This window comes from Streptomyces saintjeani, from assembly GCF_055409605.1.
This window is the reverse complement of sequence record NZ_CP189624.1, coordinates 641349-663241: the sequence shown is the minus strand read 5'-3', so window position 1 is coordinate 663241 and position 21893 is coordinate 641349. Positions and strand designations below refer to the sequence as shown.

Below are 21893 nucleotides of genomic sequence, written 5' to 3'. Positions count from 1 at the left end.
ACGAGAACAGCCGAACCCACCCCACCGACCGAACCACGCACGCCCGCCACCCCATCCGCCCCGCACCGCCCCCCAAACCCTCACCCATCCGAAGGACCCCCATGCCCACCCCCCTCTACCAGGACCCCACCGCCCCCACCCCCTCCCGAGTGGCCGACCTTCTCTCCCGTATGACCCTGAGAGAGAAAGTCGGGCAGCTCAACCAGCGGATGTACGGCTGGCACGCCTACACCCGGACCCCCGCCGGGGAGTTCGCCCTCACGGAGGCACTGGACGAAGAGACCACCCGCTGGCAAGGGCTGGGCGCGCTGTACGGGCTGATGCGGGCGGACCCCTGGTCGGGCGTGACCCACGGCAACGGCCCGGACGCGAGGACCAGCGCGGACTTGGCGGACCGGGTGCAGCGGCATGTCCTCGCGAAGAGCCGGCTGGGTATCCCCGCGCTGTTCGTCGAGGAGGTCCCCCACGGCCATATGGCCCTGGACGGTACGGTCTTCCCGGTGAACCTGGGCGTAGGAGCCACCTGGGACCCGGAGTTGTACGAGCGAGCCGCGGCGCACGCGGCGGCCGAACTCCGGGCGAGGGGCGGCCACGTGGCCTTGGTGTCGGCGCTGGACATCGCCAGGGACCCGAGATGGGGCCGCACGGAGGAGTGCTTCGGCGAGGACCCCCACCTGGCGGCCCGCCTCACCGAAGCGCTGGTCCACGGAATGCAGGGCACCCCGGCAGAACACTTCGCGGCGGACCGAGCCCCCGTAGTCCTCAAGCACTTCGCAGGCCAGGGCGCCACGACGGGCGGCAGGAACTCCGCCGAGACAGAGCTGGGCCCGAGGGAACTCCACGAGATCCACCTGCCGGCGGCACGAGCGGGCGTCGACGCGGGCGCGGCGGCGGTGATGTCCGCGTACAACGAGGTGAACGGCCTCCCCTGCACCGGCAACAGACCTCTGCTCACCGGCCTGTTGCGGGAGGCGTGGGGATTCGACGGCCTCGTCATGGCGGACGGCCTGGCCGTGGACCGCCTCGCCCGCATCACCGGCGACAAACTCACCGCAGGGGCCCTCGCCCTCAACGCCGGTGTGGACATGAGCCTTTGGGACGAGGGCTTCACGCACCTGGAGGAGGCGGTGGAACGGGGACTGGTCACCGAGGCCACCCTGGACCGCGCCGTGGCAAGGGTGTTGACCCTGAAGTTCCGCCTGGGCCTCTTCGAGAACCCGTACACGAGGAGGAACCCCCTCCCCGAAGGCCGGGACCTCAGCACGGAGTTGGCCCGGGCCTCGATCACCCTCCTGTGCAACGACGACGTCCTCCCGGTACCGCCGGCCACCCGCAGGATCGCGGTCATCGGCCCCCACGCGGCGACCACGACCCACCAACTCGGCGATTACACGGCCCCCCAACGCGAGGGCGCCACAGTCCTGGACGCCCTCCGCAGACTGACCCCGCCCACCACGGACATCCGCCACGCACGGGGCTGCGCCCTGACCGGCGACGACAGACAGCACATCCCCGAGGCGGTGGCCACGGCAGCCGCCGCCGACCTCGCCGTCCTCGTCCTGGGCGGCAGTAGCGCCCGTACCCAGGACACGGAGTTCGACGCGAACGGCGCGGCCCTGTCCACGAGGGACGACATGACGTGCGGAGAGGGAGCCGACCTCGCGACGCTCCGCCTCGGCCCGGCCCAACACGCCCTGCTGGACGCGGTGATCGCCACCGGCACCCCCACGGCAGTGGTCCTGATCCAGGGCCGCCCCCACGCGGTACCGGAAGCGGACAGAGCCGGCGCCGTCCTCACCGCCTGGTACCCCGGCCCCTGGGGAGGCGACGCCATCGCCGAAGTCCTCCTGGGCCACACCGGACCCCGAGGCCGCCTCCCGGTCTCGGTCCCCCGCTCGGCGGCCCAACTCCCGGTCTACTACAACCACAAGGAGACGGAGTACGGCAGATACGTCGACGAGGAGGCGGACCCGCTGTACGCCTTCGGCCACGGACTGGCGTACACGACGTTCGCGTACGGCCCCCCGAGGCGCAACGGCGACACCGCCGACACCATCGACGTGGACGTCACCAACACCGGTGCCAGGCAGGGCCGTTCGGTGGCCCAGCTCTACATCCGCCCCGTACGCACCCCCGTCTGGCCGCGCACCCTCGAACTCCGTGCGTTCCAGGGCGTGGACCTGGCCCCCGGCGAGACCCGCACCGTCTCGATGCACCTCGGCGCCGACCAGCTGAAGCTGATCGGCGCCGACCTGGAGGCGTTCGTACCGGACGAGATCGAGGTGAGGGTCGGGGAGTCGGCCCGGCACGCGCTGGCGGCCGTGCCCCTGACCCTGAGGGTCAGAGCTTGACCGCCCCCGACGAGACCCCCTTGTAGAACCAGCGCTGGGTGATGACGAACAGCACCAGCACCGGGACCACGGAGATCACGGACCCCGCCATCACCAGCCGCTGGTCGTACCCGAACGACGAGGACTGGAGCCGGGACAGACCGAGCGTCAGCGTGAAGTGGTCCTCGGTGCGCAGCACGATCAACGGCCACAGGAAGTCGTCCCAGGCGCTGATGAACGTGTTGATGGTGACGACGAGGATCGCGCCGTACGCGGACGGCAGGTACAGGTGCCGGAACCGCTTCCACTCGCCCGCGCCGTCCAGCATCGCCGCGTCCTCGATCTCGCGCGGCACCGCGAGGAACGCGGCGCGCATGATGAGGACGTTGATCGCGCCGACGAACCCGGGCAGCCAGACGCCGACGAGGTTGTCGATGAGCCCGAGGTCGCGGATGCTGAGGAACAGCGACACCATGATGGACTCGAACGGGAACATCATGGACGCCATCAGCAGGATCCACACCAGCTTGCTGCCCTTCCAGCCCGGCTTGGAGAGCATGTAGCCGGCGAGGGTGGAGAACAGGAGCTGGCTGCCGACCGACAGGACCACGATGATCAGGCTGTTGCGGATGTACGTCCACACGGGGACCTGGTCGAAGACCTCCTTGTAGGCGTTGAGCGTCGGATGCCGGGGGATGAGGGAGGCGCCCGCGCCGAAGACGTCCTCGCCCGCGCCCTTCAGGGACGACAGCAACTGCCACACGAGGGGGCCGATGGTGATGCCGAGGACGAACAGCAACAGCAGGTAGCGGACGATGAGTTCGCGCGGGCGGCCGTAGTCGCGCCAGCGCGGCATGAAGCGCCTGCGCTTCTCGACGGCCGTCGTCATGACTCGTCCTCCTTCGTCAGGCGCTGCGACAGCAGCGTGAGGCCCAGGGTCAGTACGAACAGGGCGACGCTGACGGCCGACCCGTACCCGGCGTTGCCGGTGAGCGGGTCGAGGGCGACGTCCCGGATGTAGAAGGGGAGCGTGCGGTCGGCGCCGCCGGGACCGCCGGTCGAGCCGCCGAGCATGTAGATCTCGGTGAACACCCGCAGCGAGCCGATGCCGGTGAGCGTGCCGACGAGCATCATCGAGGTGCGTACGCCCGGCACGGTGACGTTCCAGAACCGGCGGATCGCGCCCGCGCCGTCCACGGAGGCCGCTTCGTGGAGCTCCTTCGGCACGTTCCCGAGCGCGGCCAGGTAGAAGATCATGTACCAGCCGAGGCCCTTCCAGATCGTCAGGCCCATCGCGGAGAACAGGATCAGCCACGAGTCGGACAGGAACGGGATCGCCGACTTGATGAGGTGGCCCTTCTCCAGCCACGTGTTCACCAGGCCCTGATCGGACAGCAGCCACTGCCAGCTCAGGCCGACGACCACGCTGGAGGCGAGGACCGGGGTGTAGAACGCGGACCGGAAGAAGCCGATGCCGGGGAGGTTCTTCTCCACCAGGACGGCCAGCATCAGCGGCAGCAGCACCATCAGCGGCACGACGACGACCGCGTACAGCAGGCTGTTGCGGGTGGCGAGCCAGAAGTCCGGGTCGTCCAGCATCCGCGTGTAGTTGTCCAGGCCCACGAAGTTCGCCGCGCCGCCGAGGGGCTTGGCGTCCGTGAAGGACAGCAGCAGCGTGTTCAGGAACGGGTACACGCCGAACACGGTGACGCCGACGATCGCCGGGGACATCCACAGCCACGGCAGCCACCAGCGGCGGTACAGTGCGGCGCCGCCCGCCTCGGCGGTGGGGCCGGGCTTGATCCGGCGCAGCAACCGCCGTACGCCGGAGGGCTGTTCGGGGGCCGGACGGCCCGGTGCCGCGACGGGCACCGGGGTCAGGGTCTTGGACGCCATGCTCAACTGCCCTGCGCGATCAGCTCGTTCATCTTCTTCTGTGCGTCGTTCAGGGCGTCCTGGGCGCTCTTCTTGCCCTGCATCGCGAGCTGCACCTGAGCGGTCGCCGCGTTCAACTCGCCCGGGGTGAGGGCGACTTCGTCGGCCGTGGCGGTCTTGCGGTCGCTGGCGACGATCTTGCGGGCGTCCGCGAAGGGGTCGTCACCCTTGACCGACTGGAAGAACGGGTCGTCCAGGGAGGCGGTCGTCGAGGGGAAGATGACGACGTTCGGGTCCTTCGCCCAGGTGAGCTGGTTCTGCGCGTTCGTCAGGAACTGCGCGAAGGCCAGCGCGGTCGCCGCGTGCTTGCTGGTGGAGGCGACGCCGATGTACTGCGGGGCGCCGACCGTGTGGCCGAGGCTGTCCAGCATGTAGCGGGCCACGCCGGTCTTCTTGTAGACGGTCGGGTTGTTCTGCTCGATGAACCGCAGGTAGTTCGGGTTCGACGCGCCGTACACCAGCTTGCCCTGGCCGTAGACCGTGGACGGGTCCTGGTTCGAGGAGATCGAGTCGCGCGGCATCGCGCCGTCCTTGTAGAGCTTCGTCATCCCCTCGACCCACTGGACGGTCTTCGGGTCGTCGGCGAACGTGAACTTCTTGCCGTCGGCGGCGAAGATCTTGATCCCCATCTGCTGCCAGTCGGCGGGGATGCGGAGCTGCGGGTTGGCGAGGAAGGCGTAGTAGTCGCCGTCCGACGCCTTCGCGATCTTCTCCGCGTCGGCGAACATGCCGAGGACGGTGGTCGGAGGTTTCGCCGGGTCGAGGCCGGCCTTCTTCATCAGCTCGGTGTTGAAGGTCTGCACGATGCCGCCCGAGTACCAGGGCAGGACGCTGTGCACCTTCTGGCCGGCCGCGTCGGCGTACGTGCTGGAGTCCCACAGGCCGGGGACGAAGGGCTTGCCGGCGTCCGGGGCCTTCTGGTCCAGGTTCAGCAGGTAACCCGTCTTGGTGAGCGCCTCGGCCGTGTTGACGTTGATGTTGACGACGTCCGGGAGCGTGCACGCCTGCGCGTCCGACACGAGCCGCTGGGTGAACGTCGAGTCGCCCGGGTCGTCGATCCACTTGACCTTCGCGCCGGGGTTGGCCTTCTCGAAGGCCGCGATCACGCCGTCGAAGTACTTCGAGAAGTCCTTCTTCAGGTTCGTCGTCTGGAAGGTGATCTCGCCCTTCGCGTCACCGGTGAGCTTCCCGGAACCGACGTTCGCCTTGTCGACGCTACAGCCGCCCGCCTTGGCGCCACCGTCGTCCGAGCCGCCGCCGGAGAGGCCGCAGCCCGCCGCCGTCAGGGCCAGGACGACGACGCCCGCCATGGTTCCAGTCAGTGTTCTCGCGCGCATACCTGGGCCTTCCCGCTGGTTCAAATCACCAAGTTGGACTCCGAATGATGAAAAGGTGGACCAGAATTCATCGGAGGTCAATGGTTTGCGTGTTGCGTTTCGGTTCCGTGCGTTGCCGGGGCGGTCACTGTGAGGTGGCCCCATAGGTGGACACACCCCTGCTAATGCCGGTGTTCATGGTCCGGGTGCGCCGGATCGCCGGGGTGCTCGTGACCGTGCGTGTACTGCACACCGGCCCGCTCCCGGTCCAGCCAGTCGAAGAACGCCTGCCGCCCCCGCGCACGCCGCAACTCGCCCTCGACGCCGTCCCGCACGCGCGCGTACGGCACGAGATCCCGCGCCTTCGCACCCCGGAACGGGTCGACACCCCGCCGCAGCGCCTCCGGCGTCAGGAAACGGTCGGGATTGCGCTCGTAGTACTCCCGCACGTCCGCCTCCCCGACCCGCTGCTCCCCCTCCAGCGCCGCCAGCAGCGCCCGAGCGGCGGCGGAGTGCGCGAGCGCCACGGCGACGATGCTCCCCAGATCCGCGACATCCGTCCCGGACACCCCGAGCACCCGCCCCGGCACCAGCTCGGGCGGCGGCGCCAGCCCCCGCGCGACACAGGCCCGCCGGGCCAGCTCGTCGACGACGACCACCTGAGTCGCCCACCGCCTGCGCTGCCGCTCGTCCCGGGCCAGCCCCTCGGGCCGGGTGGCCCGGTCACGGGCGGGAACGGCGTCGAGAACGGCGTCCACCCGGGAGGCCGGAACGGCGCTTCCGGCGATGGTGGCGGCGAGGGGTGGGTGGTGATGGTTGTGCGGGTGCGGGTGCGGGTGCGGGTGCGGGTGCGGGTGCGGGTGCGAGGCGTGGGCCGGGGTTGGTGCGACGGCTGGGGCGTCCGGGGACGGCACGACAAGCCGCGTACCGTCTTCCGGCCATGCCGGGCCTCGTGGCTCCGCCGAGGCATCCGAGCCGGGCCCGGCCGAGGTGGGTGCGCTGGAGTCGCCTTTCGGCCGTGCCGGGATGTGTGGTGCTGCGGGGGTGTCCGGGCCGGGCTCGGTTGAGGTGGGTGCGCTGGAGTCGCCTTTCTGCCTCGCCGGGATGTGTGGCGCCGCGAGGGTGTCCGAGTCGCGCCCGGCCGAGGCGTGTGCGCCGAAGCCGCTCTCCGGCCCGGCCTCGCTGCCTGGCCCCGCCGGGGTGATCGCGCCGACGTCGCTCTCCGGCCCGGCCGACACGTGTGCCCAGGCGCTGCCCGCCGGCCCGTTCGGTCCCCCCGACCCGGCCCGCGAGCCCATAGCTCCCACCACCTCCCCGCTCACTCCGTCACCTCCACCACGACCGCCTCGGTGTACGCCACGCACCCGTGCCAGCCCACCTTGGCCATCAGCCAGTACGCCCCCGGCGCGACCACGGACGCGTCCACCTCGATCCCCGCCTCGACGCTCTCCCCGGCGGGCACCGCGAACCCCTGCAACCCCGGTGACACCCCCGCCCAGGTCCCCCACGCGGACACCGCCCACAACTGCCCGTTCACGGTGCCCCGCGTCGTATTGCGCAGCCGCACCGGCACGGTCACCCGCTCACCCCGCCGCACCCGAACCCGGTCCACGCCGAGGGACGTGACCAGCGTCGGCCCGGTCCGCCCGTCGGGCTCACCGGAAGGCACCTCGCCGGGCACATCGAGGGCGACGACGTCCTCGTACACCTGACCGCCGTACGACAGCCGCCCGGCGAGCCAGTGCCGGCCGGGAGCCGCGTCCGGTGGCGGTACGACGGTGACCTCGGCGAGGCTGAAGCCGCCCGGCGCCAGGTCGTACGGGACGACGGGCGGCGACGCGGTCCAGCCGTCCGGCAGCAGCAGCCTTACGGAGCCGGAGGCCGGCGCGTCGGTCAGTTCCGAGGAGACGCGGACCGTCGTCGTGACCGGGCCGGAGACGGTGAGGGCGGTGGGGGAGAGGTAGAGGGCGACGGGGAAGTTGCCGCGCGGCGCGGGACCGGAGTTGTGGAGCCAGTACCGCGTGTAGACGGGCTGCGCGGGCTCGTGCCCGGCGACAGGCTCAGCACCCGTGCACGGCAGGGCGGTCGCGCCCGGAACCGCCATCACCGTCCCCACCTCGAACCCGCCCAGCCCGAACCCCACACCCCGGTCGGCCTCAAGCTCCTCCCCGGCCCGCTCCAGCACATCGGACCGGACGGCGGACTCCCACGCGACGGGCCCCGTCACCCGGGCCCGCACGGAACGCCCCTCCACCTCGTGCACCCGCACGACCACACCCCGGCCCGGATCGACGACCTCCGACCCACCCCGGGCCAGCGGCGAACCGGCGGCCTTCAGAGCGTCCACCACCACCCGCCCCTCCGGCTCGACGGCGAACAGCGTCGCCGCCCGGGGCAACCCGGTGACGACCTTGGCTCCCGTACGGATACGCCCGGTCAGCGGCCGGTTGAACGCGTGCCCGGCCTGCGGGAGCCGCTGCTCGCGCCAGTCCCCGGCGCCCGCGAGGACCGCGTACTCGAACGTGTGCGACCAGTGCTGGAGCTGGAACCCGGACCCGTCGGGCGCGGTCCGGCGCGGCGGGTCGACCCAGATCCCGGACGGCCAGCCCGTGCAGGACCGCATCAGCGACATGTAGAGGTCGCCCGAGGCGGTGACGACACACCCCGGCGTCCCCCGGTTCAGGACGGCGAAGCTCCGCCCGTCCCACGCGTCCCCGGGCGGCAGCGCCTCCCCGCCCCCTGCGGCGGTGGCGTGGACGACGGCGTCCTCCAGGTCCGTGATCAGCGCGTCGACGGCCTTCGCGTCCTGCTCGGCGTCGACGCCCGCGACCACGAGCAGCGGCAGCCGCTCCAGGTCCCGCAGGTCCGCGCCGGGCACCCACTCCTCGCGCAGCGAGGCACGCGGCGCGACCCACACGGCCGCGAGGCCCGACTCGGTGAGCTGCCTGCGCAGTTCACGCGCGGCGGCCGGGTCCCAGCCGAGCGCCTCGGCGACCAGCGCGTTGCGCTCGGGCCCGCCGACGGCGATCCGGATGTCCGGCAGGTTGGAGTCGACCTCCAGATCGCCGTACCGCTGCCCGCCCGCGATCGTCGAGGTCGCCGTGACCCCGACGCGTACGAGGGCCGCGGCGAGCGAAGTCCCCAGCTCACCGGCGCTGCCCCAGTCCGGGTAGATCAACTCGGCGACGCCGATGGCCCGTTCGCCCAGCAGCGGCCCGTCCGTGCCGTGCACGGCGACCCGTGCCGTCGAGCCGAGCCCGAACCACGTGTTGGCCGGGTTGTCCAGCGTCCACGGGAACCGCTCGCTGTCCACCTCCACGAACCCGAACCCGCGCCCGATCACCGCGTCCGCGACCTCGTGCACCGGCAGCCCGCCCCGCACGTCCGACGGCCACCGCACCCGGATCAGCCGGTCGGTGCCGTCGTAGCCGTCGAGGGTCGTCGACACGTCGAGCCGGTCGACACCCGCCCACAGCGTGATGCGCTGCGTGTACCGGAAGAGCCCGAGGTCGCCGCGCACGGTGATGCGGGACCCGGCGGGGGAGTGCTCGACATCGATGTCAGCTGCGACAAGTCCGCTGCGTGCGGCGGTGGTTCCGGTCGGCGTGAGGTGCCAGGGGCCCTCGCCGAAGCGGGGGTGACGGGCGAACTCCTCCTGCACGACGAGCTCGTTGCCGATGTCGCCGTCCCGCAGCAGCTCCCGGCCGTGCGCGTCCTCGTCGAGCGCGCGCAGACTGCTGACCCCGCCGCCGCGCGCGGGATCGACGGTGACCTCGTAGTACGCGTTGCGGATCGTCGCCCCGTCGCCGCGCGTCCACCCCGGCACCGAACCCTCCGCGAGGGAAAGGGCCTTGAGGCCCATGCCGGGCACCTCCGGCACGACGACGGTCAGTCGGCCGTCCTCGCGTACGGCGGGCAGCGGCAGGCCGGTGACGTCCAGCGGGACCAGGCCCGGGTCGTCGACCGTGAGGGTGTCACGCCGTTGCCAGGTCGCCGAGTTGAACACGACCAGGTCCGGGGTGCCGCCGGGGAGCGGGACGACGCGGGAGGCCAGCGCGTCGGTCGCGTCCGCGTGGACGTCGCGCGCCAGGTCGTACAACTCCCGCCAGCCGGTGAGGAGATCGACGTACACCTGGTCCGACTCGGAGCCGGTGATCGCGTCGTGGTGGGCGCCGTAGATGAGCTGGCGCCACGCCTTGTCGAGCGCCGCGTCCGGGTACGGGTGCCCGGTCACGAGGGAGGCGAGCGTCGCCCAGGACTCGGCGTCGGACAGCAGCGACTCGCCGTACCGCTGGGCCTGTTTGGTGTCGATGTACGACACGTCCTTGCCGGTGTAGATCGGGTTCATGTCCCGCGTCTGCGGCGAGGCGACCCGGCCCTCGGTCTCCAGCTCGGCGCGTACGGCGGCGAAGAAGTCGCGGGGGATCGCGCTGACGAACCTCGGCCAGACGTACCGCGTGTTCCAGTCCCGGTGGATGCCCATCACCCAGCGGCACGGCGGCGCGTAGTCACCGCCGACCGGCAGCATCACGTTCTTCGTGAGCGCGACCTTCTTCAGCCCCTTGAAGAGCTTCAGCGCGGCCTGTTCGGCCTCGGGGAGGGTGGGCGCGTTGTCGATGGCCCACCCGGCGCCGTAGTGGTTGACCATGTACGCCGTCAGCAGGCCCCGCCCGGAGGGGGCGATCCAGTTGAACTCCGCCTGGAACTGCATGCGTTGGGGGTCGCGGGGCTCCTCGCCGAACACCGACAGCGTCGGGCCCCACTGGTGGAAGGGGCCGCGCGCCCAGGAGCTGGTGGAGATGTCCGCGTCCGCCATCAGGCCCGGGAACTGCGGGTCGTGGCCGAACGCGTCCAACTGCCAGGCGGTGTCCGGCTCCGCGCCCATGATGCCGCGCTGGAACCCGTCGCCGTACAGCGCGTTGCGGACGGTCGCCTCGGCGCCGGTGAGGTTCGTGTTGGGCTCGTTGTAGGTGCCGCCCATGATCTCGATGCGCCCGGTGCGGATCAACTCCCGCAGGAACGCCCGCTCTTCGGGGAAGGAGTCCCAGTACGGCTTGAGGTAGTCGACCTCCGCGAGGACGAACGTGTACGCCGGATCGCGCCGCGCGAGGTCGCAGTGCGCGCGGACCAGGCTCATGCCGGACTGGCCGCGCGAGTCGAAGGTGCGGGCGGGGAGGCCGCTGGACGCGTCGTCGGCGACGTCCCAGGTCTCCGTGTAGGCGGCCTGCGTGTTCCACCAGACGGGGTCGTAGTGGAAGTGGCTCACCATGAACATCGTCCAGCCGGGCTCGGCGGCGGTGAATTCGGCGGTGTGGCGGACGGTCTCGTTCTGGGAGGCGTCCTCGGCGGTGACCGTGATCTCGCGCTTGTCGCCGGGCTCGATCCCCTCGGACGTCACGGATATCTCGGCGCGTACGGTGCCGTCCTCGCCGATCGTGACGAGCGGCTCGTCGACGCCGTGGACGCCGTCGCCCGTGAGCGTCAGCCGGACCTGGCGGCCGGGGTCGTGCCCGATCTCGACGGCCACCACCTGGTGCGGATGCTCGGCGGCGCCGGTGAACAGCTCGGTCGACTCGACGGAGATGACACGCATGGGGCTCCTACGGGATGTCGAGGGAGCCTCATAGTGGCATCGAGCGGTGGTTCAATCAACCACTTCTGGGTATCGAGGTTGGTTGAGCCATGCATGATCAGCGTGCGCGGCGTGCCTTCACCGCGTGCTGCGGGGTGATGTGGTCGGTCAGCGCGAGGGAGGCGCTGGCCCGCTGGTAGGAGAGCTGCGCGACCCGTACGTACAGGCAGTCCACGATCATCAGGACCGAGTGCCGGCCGCCGATCGAGCCGGTGCGGAAGCTGGTCTCCGAGGTGGCCGAGATCAGCCGTACGTCGGCCGCGCGGGCCAGTGGGGAGCGCGGGTCCGTGGTCAGCGCGATCGTCGTCGCGCCCCGCTCCTTCGCCATCTCGAACGGCTCCAGCGTCTCCCGCGTCGACCCCGAGTGCGAGATGCCGATCGCCACGTCCGCCGGGGTCAGCAGCGCCGCCGAGGTCGCCGCGCCGTGCACCTCCGTCCAGCCGCGCACCGCGCAGCCGATCCGGAACAGCCGCGTCTCCGTCTCCTGCGCGACCGCGCCGCTGCCGCCGACGCCGTACACGTCGATCCTGCGGGCCCTGGCCAGCGCCTGCGCGCCGCGCTCCAGGGCGTCCAGGTCGATCCGGTCCACCGTCTGCTGGATCGCCCGCAGGTCCGCGCTGCCGACCACCTGAACGACCCGTTCCAGGCTGTCGTCCGGCGAGATGTCCGGGCCGATCTCCGCCGTCCCCCAGTCCGACGCCTCGCCCCGGCCGCGCTCCTGCGCCAGCTCGATCAGCAGGTGCTGGTAGGAGTCCAGGCCGATCGCCCGGCAGAAACGGGTCACCGTCGCCTGTGAGGTGCCGGTGCGCCGGCCCAGCTCCGCCGCCGAACAGTGGGTGACGGCGGCCGGGTCCTCCAGGATCAGCTCACCGACCTTCCTCAGGGAGCCGGCCAGCCTCGGCAACTCGGTGCGGATCAGTGTGGTGACGTCGGTCGTGGGCATGAGGAGAAGGTACCAGCCACCGACTGACTGGTCGGATGAATACCAGGACCGGATACGTGCCTCATTGCCGGTGGGCCGGTCTCTGTGATTTATTGATTCACCTGTTTGCTATATCAGGGTGGTTTGAGCCATCAATCAGTGGGGAGTGCCCAGGTGACCGTCGAGTCCGCCAACGAGTCCGCCAACGAGTCAGTGAGCGCGGAACGCTTCGCCAAGGAGGGACTCGACGTCCTCTCCCGCCTCGTCGAGACATGCCGGGACGACGTGTCCCGGGCCGCCGCCCTCATCGCGCAGTGCGTCCGCGACGACGGGGTCATCCAGGCGTTCGGCACCGGCCACTCGCAGGCCCTCGTCCTCGAACTCGCGGGCCGCGCGGGCGGGTTCGTGCCCACCAACCGGCTCCAGGTCCCCGACCTCGTCCTCTTCGGCGGCGACGCGCCCAGCGCTCTCGACGACCCGCTCCTCGAACGCGAGCCCGGCGTCGCCGCCCGGCTGTACGACCTCGCCGCGCCCCGGCCGCAGGACCTCTTCGTCGTCGTCTCCAACTCCGGCGTCAACAACGTGATCGTCGAGATGGCGATCCAGGCGAAGGAACACGGGCACAAGCTCCTCGCGATCACGTCCCTCGCCCACACGCGTGCCGTTCCGGCCAAGCACCCGAGCGGGAAGAAGCTGGCGGATCTGGCGGACGTGGTGCTGGACAACGCGGCGCCGCGCGGGGACGCGCTGCTGCCGCTGCCGGACGGTGGGGCGGTGTGCGCGCTGTCCACGCTGACCGGGGTGATGCTGGTGCAGATGGCTGTGGCCGAGGCGGCGGGCCAGCTGATCGAGTCGGGGGACCGGCCGCCGGTGTACGTGTCGGCGAACGTACCGGGGGGCTTCGAGGGGAACCTGGAGCTGGAGAAGCGGTACGAGGGCCGGATCCGGCGGACCGCGAGCTAGGTAGTTCGTCGGCTGCGGGTCCGATGTGGCTGGTCGCGCCCGCGCGGCGGAGCCGCAAATTGATACAGCCCCGCGCCCCTAAAGGAAGCGGTGGTCGCCGTTGGTTTGGCGGCCACCGCTTCTTGCGTCTACCTCACCGGCACCCCCGTCACCGTCGCCGCCAACGGGTACGCGCCCGTCGGCAGCGGCGTTCCGGGCTTGCCGGTCGCCGTGTTCAGCGGCACGAGTTGGTTCTCGTCGGCCGTCGTCACGTAGACCGTGTCGCCGTTCCAGTTCGGAGCCGCGTCGAACGCCGACCTGCCCACCGTCACCGGGGTTCCCGGGGCGCCCGTCACCGTGTCGATCGGCGTGGCCGTGCTGCCCGTGCTGGCGGTGACCCAGAGCGTGCGGCCGTCCGGGGTGATCGTCAGGCCGTACGCCTGGCCCGTGACCAGGTACGTCGGCTTCGTGTCGTTCGTCGCCGTGTCGATCGGGGTGATCGTCGAGCCGCCCGAGTTGGAGACGTACACCGTCCTGCTGTCGGGAGCGGCGACCACGTTGAAGGGACGCGGGCCGACCGGGATCGCCTTGCCCGCCTTGTTCGTTGCCAGGTCCACCGGGGTGACCGTGTTGCCGCTGATGTTCGGGACGTACAGGGTCTTGCCGTCCGGCGTGATCGTCAGGTTCTCGGGGCCCTTGCCGGCCTTGACCGGCGTACCCGGCTTGAGCGTCGCCGTGTCGATCGGCTGGACCGTGCCGTCCGTGTAGTTCGCGACCCAGAGGGTCTTCCCGTCGGGCGTCAGCGCGAGGCCCGCCGGGACCCTGCCGACGGGGACCGTCGCCGTGACCGTGCCCGTGGACACGTCGATGACGCTGACCGTGTTGGCGCCCTGGTTCGCCGCGTACGCCGTACGGCCGTCCGAACTCACCGTCACGTCACCGGGGTTGGCGCCGGTCTTGATCTCGGTGCTGGTGCCGGACGCGAGGTCGATCGAACTGACCGAGGCGCCGCTGAAGTTGGCGGTGAGGGCGCGCAAGGTGCCGTCGCCGGTGGTGATCTGGACGGGGAGGGTGCGGGGGAGGGCGCCGGTGACGTTCAGGGACCGGACGCCGGGTTCGGCGTTCGCGGCGGCTGTCAGGGTGATCGTCGCCGTGGTGGCGGTGCCGGTGGACGGGGTCGCCGTGAGGCCCTCGGGGACGGTCAACTGCCATTGCGCCGAGCCTGGTTGGGAGAAGCTGAGCTTGACCGTCGCCTTCTCGCCGGGTTTCAGGGAGAGGGACGTCGGGGTGAAGGTGGCGTCGGGGCCGGGGGCGGGGGCGTTCTCCAGGGACGTGCGGAACAGGAACTGGTCCATGACGCCGGGGGAGATCTGCTGGGGGACCGCGTCGAGGGCCTTGCGCTCGGACTGGAGGCGGTTCCAGAGGCGGGACACGGCCTCCGTGTCGCCCTGCCGGTGCGCCAGCAGCAGGTCCACAGCGGTGAGTCCGGCACTGCCGTACGCGCCCAGCTTGTCCAGCCAGGCCGAACTCTCCTTGAGGAAACCGGGGTTGGCGAGGCGGGCGCGCAACTGGGCGGGCGTTGCCGCCATGTCGGTGAAGTAGGCGCGCAGGGCCGCCGTGGCCCGCTCGCCGTACCCGTCGCGGAAGTCCGCGATCAGCTTCGTCAGGGTGGGGGACTCGGTGGTGTTCAGCGCCGAGGAGTACTGGTTCTCCGCGAAGATCCGCAGCCAGCTCTCCGCCGCCGGGCCCGCGAGGTCGCGGACCGAGGCGAGGAACGCCTTGCGGGGGTCGTACGCGTGGGGGTTCCAGAGGTAGGCCGCCGAGGTGAACAGCGCCAGCTTGCTGGCCTCCGGCTGGATCATCGGGTTCGCCGTGATGCCGGTGACCTCGGTGGCCACGCCGGGCTCGCGGCCCGTGTACGGGCCGAGGAGGAGGCGGCTCGTGACGTAGTCGTTCACCGGGTAGTTGTCCCAGATCAGGATGGGGTGCCCGTACACCTCGCGGGCTCGCTCGGTCTGGGCGGTGGTGATCACCGGGGGAATCGTGGCGGTTCCGGTCCACTCCACGACGACGTCCTTGCCGAGCCGCTCACGCAGTGCCGTCTTGTACGGGCTGTCGGCGAGGTCGGAGTACTCCGTGGGGACCATCTCCAGCGGGCTCAGCCCTGACCGGCCTTGGGAGAACGCCTTCCACGCCTCGTTCAGCAGGTACGACTGGGCTTCACCGGCCGCCGCGCCGCCCGTGCCGAACTTCGTCCCGTCCGCCGCGCAGTTCCACTTCGTGTAGCTGATGTCGTCCAGCGGGATCGCGAACGAGCGCACGCCGATGTCGTACAGCGAGGCGAACTTCCGTACCAGCGCCGCGATGTCGTCCTGCGAGGAGTAGCAGACCGACAGGCCGGGGGAGAGGGCGTAGGTGAAGCGGACGTGGTTCTCCGTCGCCCTGTCGACCAGTTCCTTGATGGTCGCGAGCGCCGCCGGCGGGTACTCGTCCCGCCAGCGTGCCCTCAAGTAGGCGTCGTTCTTGGGGGAGTAGACGTACACGTTCTGCTTCGTGCGGCCGTAGAAGTCGAGTTGGGCCAGGCGTGCCGCGTGCGACCAGGGGGTGCCGTAGAAGCCCTCGATCACGCCCCTGAGTCCGGCCGTGGGCCAGTCCTTGACTGTGACGTCCGGGAGTTGACGTCCCGTCAGGAGCTGGCGGAGGGTCTGGGCGGCGTAGAAGGTGCCGGTGGCGTCGACGCCCGCGAGGGCGAGGGTGCGCTTGCCCGAGGCGAGGACGTAGCCCTCCGCCGGGAGGCCGGTGGGGGCCGGGGCGCGCAGTGTGCGCAGGGCTCGGGCCGTGTCGGGGTTCTCCGTGGGGCCGCCCACGTAGACGGTGAGGGCCGCCGGTGGGGGGCGATGTCCTGCCGTGACGGTGACGATGTGGTCGGCGCCGGCGTCGCGCAGCGCCGTCTCGACGGCCTTGCGGGCGGCGGGGTCGGTCTTCTCGCCGACCACCTCCACGACCCGGCTCGGCACGGCGACCGAGCCCCGTCCCGCCGTCATGTGCTGCGGGGTGGGCCAGACCTGGGGGAGTGGAGCCGCTGGGGCCGCCGGGGCGGCGGAGGTGGGGGGAGAGGTGGGAAGAGTCAGCCCGAGGGCCAGCAGCAGGGCGAGGGGGAGTCGCCTGCGTAGCGCATGGGTGAATGAATCCATCGGCGTATGGTAGTGAGGTTGAATGGATCATTCAATGGGGGCGCGCAGAGCAAGGGGGTGAACCGGCCCTTGTCGGGGGCTTTCGGGGGCCGAAGCGTGCGGCGCGACCCGTGGCGGCCGGATTCCGGTTACTTAAGTTACGCAACTAACGGGTAGGCTGGGATCATGACCCCAACGCCGCCCACCCCCCTGTCACCGGCCTCCGGAGAGGTCACGGAGATCGAGCGCCACTTCAACCGCCTCACGCTGCACTCGGGGCGGATGCGTCGGCACGAACAGCTCATGGCCGCGAGCGGTGTCACCCTGGACCGGGCCGCCGTCAGCATCCTCCGCCACCTCTCCAGCGACCCGTCCCCCCAACGCCCCGGCGTCCTCGCCGCGCGCCTCTCGGTGGAGGCGTCGCACGTGACCCGCCAGCTCGGCCAGCTCGAAAAAGCCGGCTACCTCATCCGCACCCCCGACCCCGACGACCGCCGCGCCCAGCGCATCCACCTCACGGAGGCGGGCCTCGCCGCGGCGCAGCGCGTCCGCGAGGTGAGCCGCCGCAGCATCGCCCAGGCCCTCGCGGAGTGGTCCCCGGAGGACAGGGAGCGGCTCGCAGCACTGTTCGGGCGGATGGTGGGCGACTTCTTGGCGCACGCGGAGACGGAGATCCAGGGTTCGTGAACGCCGGACAGCGACGTCCCTCAGTGAGTCCCAAACCCGCCCCACTGTCTCGAACTGAGACACCCACCCCCGCCCCCTCCGGTTCATGATCTTGGAAGATCCCCCTCACTTCCCCGGAGCGTTCCCGTGCACACCGTCGAGCCCGATGTCGTGACCGACGTCCTTATTGTTGGCAGTGGCCCCGCAGGTGCCTCGGCGGCGTTGGCGTTGAGTACGTACGGGGTGGCGAACATGGTCGTCACCCGGTACGGGAGCCTCGCGGACACGCCGCGTGCGCACATCACGAACCAGCGGACGATGGAGGTGCTGCGGGACCTCGGCGTCGAGGACGAGGTCGTCGCGCAGGCGACGCCCCAACACCTCATGGGGAACACGACGTTCTGCACCAGCCTCGCCGGTGAAGAGCTGGGCCGGCTGCGGTCGTGGGGCAACGACCCCCTCGTCCAGGCCGAGCACGACCTCGCGAGCCCCACGCGGATGTGCGACATGCCGCAGCACCTGATGGAACCGGTCCTGGTGGACGCGGCGATCGCGCGCGGCACGGTGTTCCGGTACAGCACGGTCTACAAGTCGTTCGTGCAGGACGAGTTCGGCGTGACCGTGACCGTCGAGGACCGGGTGCGCGGCGACGAGTACACGATCCGCGCGAAGTACCTGATCGGCGCGGACGGCGGCCGTTCGCAGGTCGCGCAGGACGCCGGGCTGCCGACGGTCGGCCGCATGGGCGTGGCCGGCAGCATCAACATCGTCTTCGACGCGGACCTGACCAAGTACACCGCGCACCGCCCGTCCACCCTGTACTGGGTCCTCACGCCGGGCGCGACCGTCGGCGGCATCGGGGCGGGGCTGGTGCGGTGCGTACGGCCCTGGCACGAGTGGATGATCGTGTGGGGGTACGACGTGGACGCGGGCGCCCCCGATCTGACCACGCAGTACGCGGAGTCGGTCGTACGGAAGCTGATCGGCGACGACGAGATACCCGTCACCATCAAGTCGTCGTCCGCGTGGACCGTCAACGACCTGTACGCCGAGACCTACTCCAACGGCCGTGTCCTCTGCGCCGGGGACGCCGTGCACCGCCACCCGCCGTCCAACGGCCTCGGCTCCAACACGTCGATCCAGGACGCGTACAACCTGGCGTGGAAGCTGAAGCTGGTCCTGGAAGGGACGGCGAGCCCGAAGCTGCTCGACACGTACAGCGCCGAACGCGCGCCGGTCGGGCGGCAGATCGTCACCCGCGCCAACCAGTCGATCGGCGAGACGGCTCCCGTCTTCGAGGCCCTCGACCTGCTCGCCCCGCAGACCCCCGCGCAACTGCGCGCCAACATCGAGGGCCGCAAGGACGCCGGCGCGGCGGCGGAGAAGCGCCGGGAGCGGCTGCGGGAGGCGATCGCGTTCAAGGCGTACGAGTTCAACGCGCACGGCGTCGACCTGAACCAGCGGTACGCGTCCGACGCGGTCGTCCCGGACGGCACGCCCGACCCCGGCTTCGACCGTGACCCGGAGCTGTACCACCAGCCGTCGTCCCGCCCCGGCGCGAAGCTCCCGCACGCCTGGATCACCTCCGGGGCGCGCACCCTGTCCACGCTGGACACGGTCGGCAAGGGCCGCTTCACGGTCCTGACCGGCATCGGCGGCGAGGACTGGGTCCGCGCGGCGGACGCGCTCGGCCTGGAGTCCGTGGTCATCGGCCCTGGTCAGGAGTACGACGACCCGTACGGCGACTGGGCCCGGCTGCGGGAGGTGCCGGACACGGGCGTGCTCCTCGTCCGGCCGGACGGGTATGTCGCGTTCCGGTACGCGGGGGCGCCGGAGGATGCTGGACGGCGGTTGTCGGAGGCGCTCGGGCGGGTGCTCGGGCGGGGCTGAGGGAGTCGTATGAGTACGGAATCCATGAGCGCGGGGTCTGCCGAAGCGGCCGGGGCCGGGACGAACGCGAGGCCGGCGGGGGAGCCGGGCGGTTCCTCCGACGAGCTGACCGGTGCGGTCGTCGAGAGCTTCGCCGGTACGGCCGATCCCCGGCTGCGCGAGCTGCTCGGCTCCCTCACCCGGCATCTGCACGACTTCGTCCGCGAGACCCGGCTGACCGGCGAGGAGTGGGAGCGGGCGATCGGCTTCCTCACCGCGACCGGGCAGACGTGCACCGACACCCGGCAGGAGTTCATCCTCCTGTCCGACGTGCTCGGCGTGTCGATGCTGGTCGAGACGGTGAACGGCGACACCGGGCCCGGCACCGAGTCGACGGTCCTCGGGCCGTTCCACATGACCGAGTCGCCGGTGCGTGAACTCGGCGCGGACATCGACCTGTTGGGCACCGGCGAACCGTGCGTGGTGAGCGGGCGGGTGCTGTCCGGCGACGGAACTCCCCTGCCGGGCGCGGTCCTCGACGTGTGGCAGGCCGACGCCGAGGGCTTCTACGACGTCCAGCAGCCCGACGTCCAGCCCCCGGGCAACGGGCGCGGGTTGTTCACCGCCGACGGCGAGGGACGGTTCTGGTTCCGGACGTGCGTGCCGGACGCGTACCCGATCCCCACGGACGGCCCGGTCGGCGACCTGCTGCGGGCGACCGGACGCCACCCGTACCGGCCCGCGCACATCCACTTCATCGCGTCCGCGCCGGAGCACACGCCGGTCACCACGCACATCTTCGTCGCGGGCGGCCGGTACCTCGACTCCGACGCGGTGTTCGCAGTGAAGGAGAGCCTGGTGCAGGACTTCGCCACGACCGACGACCCCGCCCTGGCACGGGAGTTCGGCGTCGCGAACCCCTTCCGGCACGCCCGCTTCGACCTCGTCCTCAACGCGCGGTGACCGGCGTGGAGTTCGTGCACGACGTGCCGGGGTCGCGGGTGGTGCTGCGGTCCGGCGCGTCGACGAGCGCTGTGCCGGGGGAGGCCGAACGGCTGGGCCTGGAGCGGGTGTTGGTGGTGAGCGGCGCGCGTGGGGCGGAGGTCGCGGAGCGGGTCGCCCACGCGCTCGGGGCGGTGTGCGTGGGGGTGCACGCGGAGGCCCGGATGCATGTTCCGGTCGAAGTCGCCGAGCGGGCCGTGGAGGTGGCTTCCTCGCTGAAGGCCGACGGCTGCGTGGCCGTGGGCGGCGGTTCCGCGATCGGGCTCGGCAAGGCGCTCGCCCTGCGCGCCGGGCTGCCGCTGATCGCCGTACCGACGACGTACTCCGGCTCGGAGATGACGCCCGTGTGGGGGCTCACCGAGAACGGGGTGAAGCGCACGGGCCGTGATCCGGCGGTGCTGCCGCGCAGTGTCGTGTACGACCCCGACCTGACCGTCGGCATGCCGGTGGACCTGTCGGTGACGAGCGGCGTCAACGCGATCGCGCATGCCGCCGAGGGGCTGTACTCGCCGGGGGTGTCGCCGCTGCTCCAGCTGATGGCGGCGGAGGGGGCGCGGGCGATGGCCGGCGCGCTGCCCGAACTGGCCTCGGCGCCGGGGGACTCGGCGGCTCGCGGCCGGGCCCTGTACGGGGCCTGGCTGTGCGGGGCGGTGCTGGGGTCGACCGTCATGGGCCTGCATCACCAGCTGGCGCATGTGCTGGGCGGCAGCTTCGGGCTGCCGCACGCCGAGACGCACACGGTGCTGCTGCCGTACGTCCTCGCCTTCAACTCCCCCGCCGCGCCGGACGCGTTGGCGCGGCTCGGGCGGGCGGTGGGCTCGGATGATCCGGCGGGGGCGCTGCGGGAGCTGTGCGGGCGGCTCGGGGCACCCCGATCGCTGGGTGAACTCGGGCTGACCGAGGGGGACTTGGGGCGTGCGGTGGAGCTGGCCGTGGGGACGGCCTACCCGAATCCGCGCGAGGTCACGGCGGACGGCGTGCTGGGGGTGCTGCGCGACGCGTTCGAGGGGCGGGAACCCCGGGGGCGGTGAGGAGGCTTGCGGCGCGGGCATCGGGGAATGCCTCAACAGCCGTACAGGGAAACGGAGTTGTCCGGTCAGGAGCCTCGCTCCCCCGACCGTGAGTGCCGTACCGGCCTCACGGACTCTATTCAGGAATTCAGGAAGGTGACACAACATGGCCCTCGGACTGCTCCGGCGCCGACGGGACAAGGGCGCGGCGGCCGATACCGGGCTGCGGCTGGCGCTGCCCGCGGGCGCGGGCTCGGCCGGGTGGACGATCGTCGACCCCGTGGACCAGCCGATGGGCGCGGTCGAGGTGACGATCACCGCCCTCGACACGCACCAGGTGGCCGCGCGCGGCATCACGGACCCGTACGGGTTCTTCGTCGCCGTCCTGCCGCCCGGCCGGTACAGCATGCTCGCGATCGCGGAGGGGCTGACCCCGCACCGGGAGACCGTCGACGTGCTCGGCGGCCACAGCCCGGCGCCCGGTCTGGTCCGGCTCCAGCCGGCCCGCCAGCTCCCGCTCCCGCCGCCCGGCGGCTGGTCGTTCGACCCGCCGCACACGGCGATCCGCTTCATCGCCAAGCACGTCGGCATGGCGCACGTGCACGGCCGGTTCGAACGGTTCGACGGCGCGATACGCGTCACGCCGGACATGAGCGACTCCAGCGTCCACGTCCGCATCCACGCCGCCAGCATCAACACGGGCAACAACACCCGTGACAACCACCTGCGTTCGGCGGACTTCCTCGACGTCGAGCGGTTCCCGTACGTCGACTTCCAGAGCACCCGGTTCGCCTACCGGGGCGGCAGCAAGTGGACCCTCCAGGGCACCCTCACGATGCACGGCGTGAGCCGCTCGGTGTCCCTCGACACGACGTACCTGGGCACGGTGAACGGCGGCTACGGCGAGGAACTCCGCTGCGCCGCCCTCGCGACAGCCGAGCTCCACCGTGAGGACTACACCCTCAACTGGCGCTCGATGCTGGCCCGGGGCATCGCGGTGGTCGGCCCGACGGTCCAGCTGGAACTGGACGTCCAGGCGATGTACCGGTCCCCGGACATGCCGACGCCTCCGGAGTGACGACCGAGTGACATGGGC

14 protein-coding genes are annotated in these 21893 nt (G+C 71.3%); 7 read left to right on the top strand and 7 right to left on the bottom strand.

All coding sequences use genetic code 11. The annotated features are described in order from the left end of the window. Positions 1-101 precede the first annotated feature (101 nt). Complete coding sequence (locus ACQCO7_RS03035; RefSeq protein WP_464070313.1) at positions 102-2351, top strand: glycoside hydrolase family 3 N-terminal domain-containing protein; 2250 nt, start codon at positions 102-104, stop codon at positions 2349-2351. Here the strand turns inward: ACQCO7_RS03035 and ACQCO7_RS03030 are convergent. The 6 genes from ACQCO7_RS03030 to ACQCO7_RS03005 form a co-directional block, all read right to left on the bottom strand. Continuing rightward, the gene (locus ACQCO7_RS03030; protein ID WP_464070312.1) at positions 2341-3219 is read right to left on the bottom strand and encodes a carbohydrate ABC transporter permease; all 879 of its coding nucleotides are present in this window, start codon (positions 3217-3219) and stop codon (positions 2341-2343) included. The genes ACQCO7_RS03035 and ACQCO7_RS03030 overlap by 11 nt on opposite strands. Next, positions 3216-4226 carry a carbohydrate ABC transporter permease gene (locus ACQCO7_RS03025; RefSeq protein ID WP_464070311.1) on the bottom strand — a complete coding sequence of 337 codons (1011 nt, stop codon included), beginning with the start codon at positions 4224-4226 and terminating at the stop codon, positions 3216-3218. The genes ACQCO7_RS03030 and ACQCO7_RS03025 overlap by 4 nt, the downstream gene beginning before the upstream one ends. Positions 4227-4228: 2 nt before the next feature. Further along, entirely contained in the window at positions 4229-5602 is a 1374-nt protein-coding gene (locus ACQCO7_RS03020; RefSeq protein WP_464070310.1) for an extracellular solute-binding protein, read from the bottom strand. Between the two features lie 161 nt (positions 5603-5763). Then, complete coding sequence (locus tag ACQCO7_RS03015) at positions 5764-6369, bottom strand: peptidylprolyl isomerase (RefSeq protein WP_464077130.1); 606 nt, start codon at positions 6367-6369, stop codon at positions 5764-5766. Positions 6370-6899: 530 nt separating this feature from the next. Further along, on the bottom strand, positions 6900-11174 hold the full coding sequence (locus tag ACQCO7_RS03010) for a glycoside hydrolase family 38 N-terminal domain-containing protein (RefSeq protein WP_464070309.1): 4275 nt from the start codon (positions 11172-11174) through the stop codon (positions 6900-6902). Positions 11175-11271: 97 nt separating this feature from the next. After that, positions 11272-12156: a MurR/RpiR family transcriptional regulator gene (locus tag ACQCO7_RS03005; protein ID WP_010360196.1), complete on the bottom strand. Its 885-nt coding sequence runs from the start codon at positions 12154-12156 to the stop codon at positions 11272-11274. Between the two features lie 153 nt (positions 12157-12309). On the opposite strand from ACQCO7_RS03005, the gene ACQCO7_RS03000 reads away from it, so the two are divergent. After that, a complete protein-coding gene (locus ACQCO7_RS03000) occupies positions 12310-13098 on the top strand; it encodes a sugar isomerase domain-containing protein (protein ID WP_464070308.1) in 789 nt (262 codons plus the stop codon). A gap of 128 nt (positions 13099-13226) precedes the next feature. On the opposite strand, the gene ACQCO7_RS02995 is transcribed toward ACQCO7_RS03000, so the two are convergent. Beyond that, positions 13227-16271 (bottom strand): beta-N-acetylglucosaminidase domain-containing protein, encoded by a 3045-nt coding sequence (locus tag ACQCO7_RS02995; protein ID WP_464070307.1) that lies wholly within the window; start codon positions 16269-16271, stop codon positions 13227-13229. A gap of 165 nt (positions 16272-16436) precedes the next feature. On the opposite strand from ACQCO7_RS02995, the gene ACQCO7_RS02990 reads away from it, so the two are divergent. The 5 genes from ACQCO7_RS02990 (at position 16437) to ACQCO7_RS02970 (ending at position 21875) form a co-directional block, all read left to right on the top strand. Then, the gene (locus ACQCO7_RS02990; protein ID WP_464070306.1) at positions 16437-16937 is read left to right on the top strand and encodes a MarR family winged helix-turn-helix transcriptional regulator; all 501 of its coding nucleotides are present in this window, start codon (positions 16437-16439) and stop codon (positions 16935-16937) included. Positions 16938-17063: 126 nt separating this feature from the next. Beyond that, on the top strand, positions 17064-18806 hold the full coding sequence (locus ACQCO7_RS02985) for an FAD-dependent oxidoreductase (RefSeq protein ID WP_464070305.1): 1743 nt from the start codon (positions 17064-17066) through the stop codon (positions 18804-18806). 9 nt (positions 18807-18815) lie between these two features. Continuing rightward, positions 18816-19748, top strand: a complete 933-nt coding sequence (locus ACQCO7_RS02980; protein ID WP_464070304.1) for a dioxygenase family protein — start codon at positions 18816-18818, stop codon at positions 19746-19748. After that, the gene (locus ACQCO7_RS02975) at positions 19745-20818 is read left to right on the top strand and encodes a maleylacetate reductase (protein ID WP_464070303.1); all 1074 of its coding nucleotides are present in this window, start codon (positions 19745-19747) and stop codon (positions 20816-20818) included. The genes ACQCO7_RS02980 and ACQCO7_RS02975 overlap by 4 nt, the downstream gene beginning before the upstream one ends. Positions 20819-20963: 145 nt before the next feature. After that, positions 20964-21875, top strand: a complete 912-nt coding sequence (locus ACQCO7_RS02970) for a YceI family protein (RefSeq protein ID WP_464070302.1) — start codon at positions 20964-20966, stop codon at positions 21873-21875. Positions 21876-21893: the final 18 nt, after the last annotated feature.